Annotated in this window: 3 protein-coding genes and 1 pseudogene; all 4 read left to right on the top strand. The window is 70.1% G+C overall.

The features are described from left to right. Nucleotides 1-783, top strand: a 783-nt coding sequence (gene sctQ, locus H3O04_RS33035; RefSeq protein WP_202589287.1) for a type III secretion system cytoplasmic ring protein SctQ, incomplete at its 5' end; no start/stop codon positions are given. Nucleotides 784-786: 3 nt separating this feature from the next. Then, on the top strand, nucleotides 787-1,461 hold the full coding sequence (gene sctR, locus H3O04_RS33040; RefSeq protein ID WP_202589288.1) for a type III secretion system export apparatus subunit SctR: 675 nt from the start codon (nucleotides 787-789) through the stop codon (nucleotides 1,459-1,461). Beyond that, nucleotides 1,461-2,246, top strand: coding sequence for a lytic transglycosylase domain-containing protein (locus H3O04_RS33045; protein ID WP_077180115.1), 786 nt, complete (start codon nucleotides 1,461-1,463; stop codon nucleotides 2,244-2,246). Before sctR ends, H3O04_RS33045 begins: the two co-directional genes overlap by 1 nt. A gap of 252 nt (nucleotides 2,247-2,498) precedes the next feature. Continuing rightward, nucleotides 2,499-6,580: pseudogene (locus H3O04_RS33050) on the top strand (LWXIA domain-containing protein); the annotation flags it as partial.

Here is a 6,580-nt window from a genome sequence, read left to right on the forward strand (position 1 = left end):
GCGCTGCTCGCCGATCTGTGCGCGCCGCTCACGACCGTGCTGCAGGCCGCGACGCGGCAGCGCGTCGAACTGCTGCCGCCGCCCGACGGCGCGCCGGCCTGGCATGCGACGCCGGCCGCGCTGCGGTTCGAGTTGCGGCGCGCCGACGCCGCGTGGCGCTGCCACGGCGCACTGCTGTTCGACGCGCCGGATGCGCTGGCCGTGTTCTTCGCGGCCGCGCCGGCCCCGCTCGCCGACGCGCGCGCGGCCTACGCGAACCTGCCGGTGCCGCTCGTATTCGAGATCGGCCGCACCGAGCTGACGACGGCCGAGCTGGCCGATGTGGTCGGCGGCGACATCATCGCGATCGAGCGCTGGCAGGCGCACGAGCAGAACCTGCTGTGCGTCGCGCGGCTGCCGGCCGCGCCGGCATGGGAGATCACCGGGCGGCCGTCGGGCAACCGACTGACCGTCGAACGAATCAGGGAGATGCCATTGGAACCGACCCGCACCGACTCCGCGCCGCCGACGACGCACGACGCGCCGCCCGCCGACGCACCGCGCTCGCTCGACGGCCTCGCGGTCGACCTGCGCTTCGAGCTGCCGCCCACGTCGATGCCGCTCGGCGAGCTGAGCGCGCTGCAGCCGGGCGCCGTGATCGAGCTGCAACAGGGAATCAACCAGAGCGTGATCCATCTCGTCGCGAACGGGATGCTGATCGGCACCGGCCATCTGATCGCGGTCGGCCAGAAGCTCGGCGTGCGCGTCGTCACGCTGACGCAACCCGCGCCGCGCGAGCGCTGAACGATGGGCAACCTGCCGAATCCGGTCGCGCTGATCGCGGTGATCGCCGCGCTCGGCATCGCGCCGTTCGCGGCGCTGATGGTGACGAGCTACACGAAACTCGTGGTCGTGCTCGGCCTGCTGCGCTCCGCGCTCGGCATCCAGCAGGTACCGCCGAACCTCGTGCTGAACGGCATCGCGCTGATCCTGTCGCTGTTCATCATGGCGCCGGTCGGGATGTCGATCCGCGACGCGCTGCAGGCGCGCCACTTCGATGCGTCGGGGCAGTTGTCGACCTCGGACATCGGCGCGCTCGCCGGCGCGGCGCTGCCGCCGATCAAGGATTTCCTCGTGTCCCATACGCGCCAGCGCGACCGCGAATTCTTCGTGCGCACCGCGACGTCGGTCTGGCCGAAGAACCGTGCGGACGGCATCAAGGACGACGATTTGCTCGTGCTGGTGCCGAGCTTCACGCTCGCCGAGCTGACGAAGGCGTTCCAGATCGGCTTCGTGATCTACATCGTGTTCATCGTCGTCGACCTGCTGGTCGCGAACATCCTGCTGGCGCTCGGGATGCAGATGATCTCGCCGACGACGATCTCGGTGCCGTTCAAGCTGCTGCTGTTCGTCGCGCTCGACGGCTGGTCGCTGCTCGTGCACGGGCTCGTGCTGTCGTATCGGGTCGCCGGAGCCGGATGATGCGCGCACGCGCCCTGCGAACCGCCGCCGCGTGCGTTGCCGCGCTCGTCGCGCTCGTGCTCGCATGCGGACAGCATGGCGTCGCGCATGCGGCCGGCAGCGCCGCCGGTTTCGCGCAACTCGCTCGCGCGTGCGCGCCGAACGTCGACCCCGATACGCTCGCCGCGCTCGTACGTACCGAGTCGGGCTTCAATCCCTATGCGATCGGCGTGGTCGGCGGCCACCTGACGCGCCAGCCCGCCTCGCTCGACGAGGCGCGCGCGACCGCACGCGAACTGTCGTCGCGCGGCTTCAGCTATAGCGTCGGCCTCGCGCAGGTCAACGAACGCAATTTCGCGAAATACGGGCTCGACGAAGCGACGATGTTCGAGCCATGCCGCAACCTGCAGGCCGGCGGCGCGATCCTGACCGAATGCTTCGCGCGCTCGTCGGGCACCGGCCGCGCCACGCAGGCCGCGTTGCGCGCGGCGCTGTCGTGCTACTACAGCGGCAACTTCACGACCGGTTTTTCGAGCGGCTACGTGAGCCGCGTCGTCGCGAGCGCGCAGCGCAATGCGCGCGAAGGCGGCGTCGAACCGATTCCCGTCGTGAGCGACACGCCGCCGGCGCGGCAGCGACGCATGGATGCGGTCGCAACCACGCCGCCCGATCGCGCGCGCAGGCTGCCGTTGCCGGCCGCTTCCGCCGACGCACCGTCGTGCCATGCGCGCCCGGTCGTGATGATGTGCCGCGGGCTGCCGGCGAACCAGGCGAAGCGGCTCTGCGTGCGGTGTCTCGATCAGTGACCGCATGATCGCGCGCGGCGCCGGGCGTGCGCGCCCGCGCCGCTTTCAGGGGTCCGAACGACGACGCGCGGCGTGGCTGCCGCTCGCCGCGCGCGTCTCGTAGCCCGCGCGACGCCGGGGCGCCGGCCGCTTCCTGCCGCTACGAAACAGCGGCGTTCCCGCTGCCGGGTGCGTCCGTACACTCGAACGATCACGTCGCGGCGTGCAGGACGCCGCACGTGCCGCGCATCGCGCGGCTCAACGGAGACGAGCATGCTGTTGATCGACGGACTGGGACTGGGTGTCAACTGGCAGCGCTTCCTGTCGGAAACGCTGAATCCGGTCGTTGCACCGCCGCCCCCGCCTCCTCCGCCGCCGAAGAAGGACGACCCGGCCGCCGGACCCGCGAACCCGACCGCCGCCCCGCCGATTTCCTTCACCGCCTCGCTGGCGACCGATCCGTCGAAGCCGACCAACGCCGAGATCCAGTCCGCGACGTCGCTGATCCAGAGCATGGCCGCGCAATATACGGCGCCGCCGCCCGACATCACCGTCGAGAACGACAAGACGCGCGCGGTACAGAAAGCGATCCAGGACGCGCAGACGAAGTACGACAACGCGTCGCAGACGCTGCAAGGCGCGCAGAACGTGCTGCATCTGGTCAACCGCGATCCCGAGTCGACGGCCGACGACCGCAAGACCGCGCAGGCCGACTACGCGAAGGCGCGCACGACGGCCGACACCGCGCAGCGCGAGCTGAACGTGACGACCGACGCCGGCTACATGATCCTGTACGGCGAACAGGCGAATGCCGACATGCCGGCCGGGATGAAGATCGACGATTCCGGCAAGGTGACCGACCCCGGCGACGCGCAGCACGCGGCCGACCAGCAGTTCAAGACGCTGCTGGAAGCCTTCCCCGATCATGCGAACGATCCGAACTGGGTGCCGCAGCCGGGCGACTGCAAGAACCCGCTGCAGATCCGGCTCTACGACGACTGGCAGACCGCGAGCGCGAAGGCGGCCGTGGGTGCGTCGAAATATTTCGCTGACGTCGCGAATTCCAACCTCGCGTATACGCAGTTCCAGTCGTACCTCGCCGATCCGGACTACAAGGCCGCGCTCGACGCGGGCGTCGGGCGGCTGAACGACGCGCTGCAGCCGCTGGAGCTGCAGGTCACGATGCCCGATGCGCCCGCTTCGCAGGATGCCGCGCAGCAGGCCGTCACGTCCGCCGCGAAGGATGCGAACTATGCGAACGCCGCGTACGGCGCGGCCAACGACAGCCTGGCGCTCACGAACGCGCAGCAGCGCTACGATTCGGTCAGCGGCAAGGAAGGGCCGACGGTGGTCGTCGCGAACGCAGTGTCGGACGCGAAGACCGCGCTCGCCCGCGCGCAGACGACCGCGAACACGAGCGGCGGCTATCTGCAGATGCTGTCCGCGCAGCGGCAGGTCGACACGTTGCAGGCCGACTATACGAAGAAGCTGGACGCATCCAACGCGTGGCACAAGGCCAATCCGCACGCGATGATCAAGGACCCGCAGGTCGATCTGGACCTCGGCGATGCGTATGCGAAGCTCGATCAGGCGAAGCAGCAGGCGAGCATCGCGCACGACGGCTTCGTCGTCGCGTACGGCGCGACGCTCGCGCAGCAGTACGACGATCAGGCCTCGCAGATCAAGGCGCAGGTGAACGCGCAATCGATCTTCACGAAACCGGGGCGTCAACCGCCGCTGCTGACGCCGTCGCTGTCGACCGCGAACGGCCTGCCGGGCCTGCCCGCATCGTCGTTGTCGACTGCGACGCCGGCCGCCCCCACCGGCACGCCGACGCTGCCGAGCGCGTCGCCGCTGGCGGCGCCGACGTTGCCCGGGTCCAGCGGCGCGTCGTCGCTGCCCGCGTCGCCGCTGCTCGACAGCCCGTTCCTGCTGCCGCAATCGTCGGGCCCGTCCGCCGCGCAGGCCGGCCCGACGATGCTCGACGTGAAGCGCATGCAGACCGTCGCGGGCGCGGTCCGCGCGGCCGACAGCCGGATGTCGGATTCGGTGAACGAGCGCGCGACCCAGCTCGCGCTGTCGCAGGCACGCATCAAACAGACGCAGGCGAAGAGCACGCTCGAGTCGGTGCAGAAAAAATACGACGACTGGGCAGCCGCGAATCCGCCGCCGATGCGCTTTCGCACCGTCGCGGGCGACGACATGATCCCGGCGCCGTCGGCGCCGCGTCCGAACCTGTATCAGGGCGAGCTCGACAAGGCGAAGGCGGCCGTCACGCAGGCCGACAACGCGGTGCAGCGCCTGCAGTTGCTGAGCGAAACGTCGCACCAGCAGGTGCTGATGGACCGGTTCGACGCCGGCCTCGACGAACGGCTGCGCTATGCAGCGCCCGGTTCGGACGCCGAGAACGACTACAAGAAGGCGCTGCACGATTTCTACGAAGCGCATCGCGGCGAGTTGTCGAATTCTCTGCTCGACGCGGCCAGCGCGAGCACGAACAACGGCGGCACGATCGCGTTCGGCAAGCTGACCGACAACGAGCAGCGCAACCTGATCGGCGTCGCGCTCGGCATGCAACCCGACGTCCAGAACGACGCGGCGTCGGGCGACGGTTCGGACCCCGTATCGCCGACGAAGGACGACGTCGCGCGCTACACCGACAAGGACAAGCTGAAGACGATCGACAGCGTGCGCGACAAGCTGCTGTCGATCGGCGGCGGCGCGACGACGCAGGTCAGCGTGTTGCCGATGGTCTACGCGGCCAAGGATGCCGGCATGACCACCAGCGCGCTGTTCAAGGTCAGCGGCAAGGACGGCACGCAGTACGTCGACGAGACGGCGAGCAACTACGACGACATCAACGATTACATCGACAACAACGAACTGTCGACGGACGGCACGGTCGACATCGCGACCGGCCACAACGCGGACGGCACGCTGCAACTGGTATCGAAGGCCGCGCATCACGAAAGCGGCTTCGACAGTTTTCTGAACACGCTGACGAGCACGGGCCTGAACATCGGCATGATGGTCGGCGGGATGGCGCTCGAAGGTCTCGGCACGCTGCTCGACGGCACCGGCATCGGCGCGATCGTCGGCGTGCCGCTGAACATCCTCGGCGCGGGGATGATGTACACGGCGATCGGCGCGACGATGACGAGCGCCGGCCTCGACCTGGCCAACCGCGCCGACCACGGGCGCAGTCTCAATCCGTTTACCGACGCGGGCGCGCGGGCCGACTTCATCAACCTCGTGCCGATGGGCGCGGCGGGCGCCGCGAAGCTCGCCGGCAGCAAGCTGTTCACGCGCGCGGTCACGGCGCTCACGCGCACGCCGAAGGTCGCGTCGGTGCTCGCCACCGGCGCGCGGACCACCGCGGTCGTGACGGGCGTGGGCGGCGCGGTCGAGGCGTTCGGCGAAGCGGGCTACGAGTATTTCGTCACCGGCGACAAGAAGGCGGCCGGCGAGCAGCTCAAGTCCGGGATCACCAACGTCGCGTTGATGGCCGCCGGCGGCCTCAAGGAGCGCGCGGTGACGTCGGTGCGCACGCGCATCGGCCAGCCGGTGCCGATCCGCGGGGCCGACGGCAAGACCGTCAGCGTCGACAGCCAGACGATCGGCCGGATTCTCAACAGCGGCGACGCGTCGTCGCTCGCGGCCGGCCGCACGCGCGTGACGCTCGACGGCGAAGCCGTCAAGGTGTCGCCCGACGGCACGCTGCGGGTGGGCGACAAGGTGCTGACCTACGACAACACGCCGATTCGCGTGCTCGACCGCGCGTCCGCAAAGCGCCTGCCGCCGGGCAAATCGGTGGTGCTCGGCGAAGACGGCACGCTGTCCGTCGTATCGGTGTCGCCGAAGGCCTGGACCAATGGCACGCGTGCGGACGACGTGACCGGCACCGGCGAGCGCATGTCGTTCGGCCCCGACGGCGAGATGAGCGTGACGCCGAAGATCGTCGCGAAGACGCCGCTCGACGTGCTGCAACACGTGCTCGACCAGGCGAGCGACGCCTACCGGCAGACGGTCGCCGGCGCGCAGGCGCCGCGCCGCCTCGCGCAGACGGCGGCCGAAGGCGAAGCCGCGAGCGTGTCCGCCGACGCGCGCAGCACGCGCCGCACCAGCGAGGAACACGCCCGCGTGCAGCAGCAGCACGACGAAACCGATGCGGAAAGCAGCACGAGCGCGAGCGCCAACCGGCGTAGCGCCGACACGCAATCGATGCGCTGGCGGCCCGTCGCGGCCGACGAGCCGGCCGGCCTGGGCACGCGCGCGAAGCCGGACGGCGCGCCGCCGCGCGTCAACGCGAAGGTCGTCGATCTGACGGACGACGCGCCCGTCGCGCGCGCCGCGAC

Source organism: Burkholderia sp. KCJ3K979, from assembly GCF_016759955.1.
Classification (GTDB): domain Bacteria; phylum Pseudomonadota; class Gammaproteobacteria; order Burkholderiales; family Burkholderiaceae; genus Burkholderia; species Burkholderia orbicola.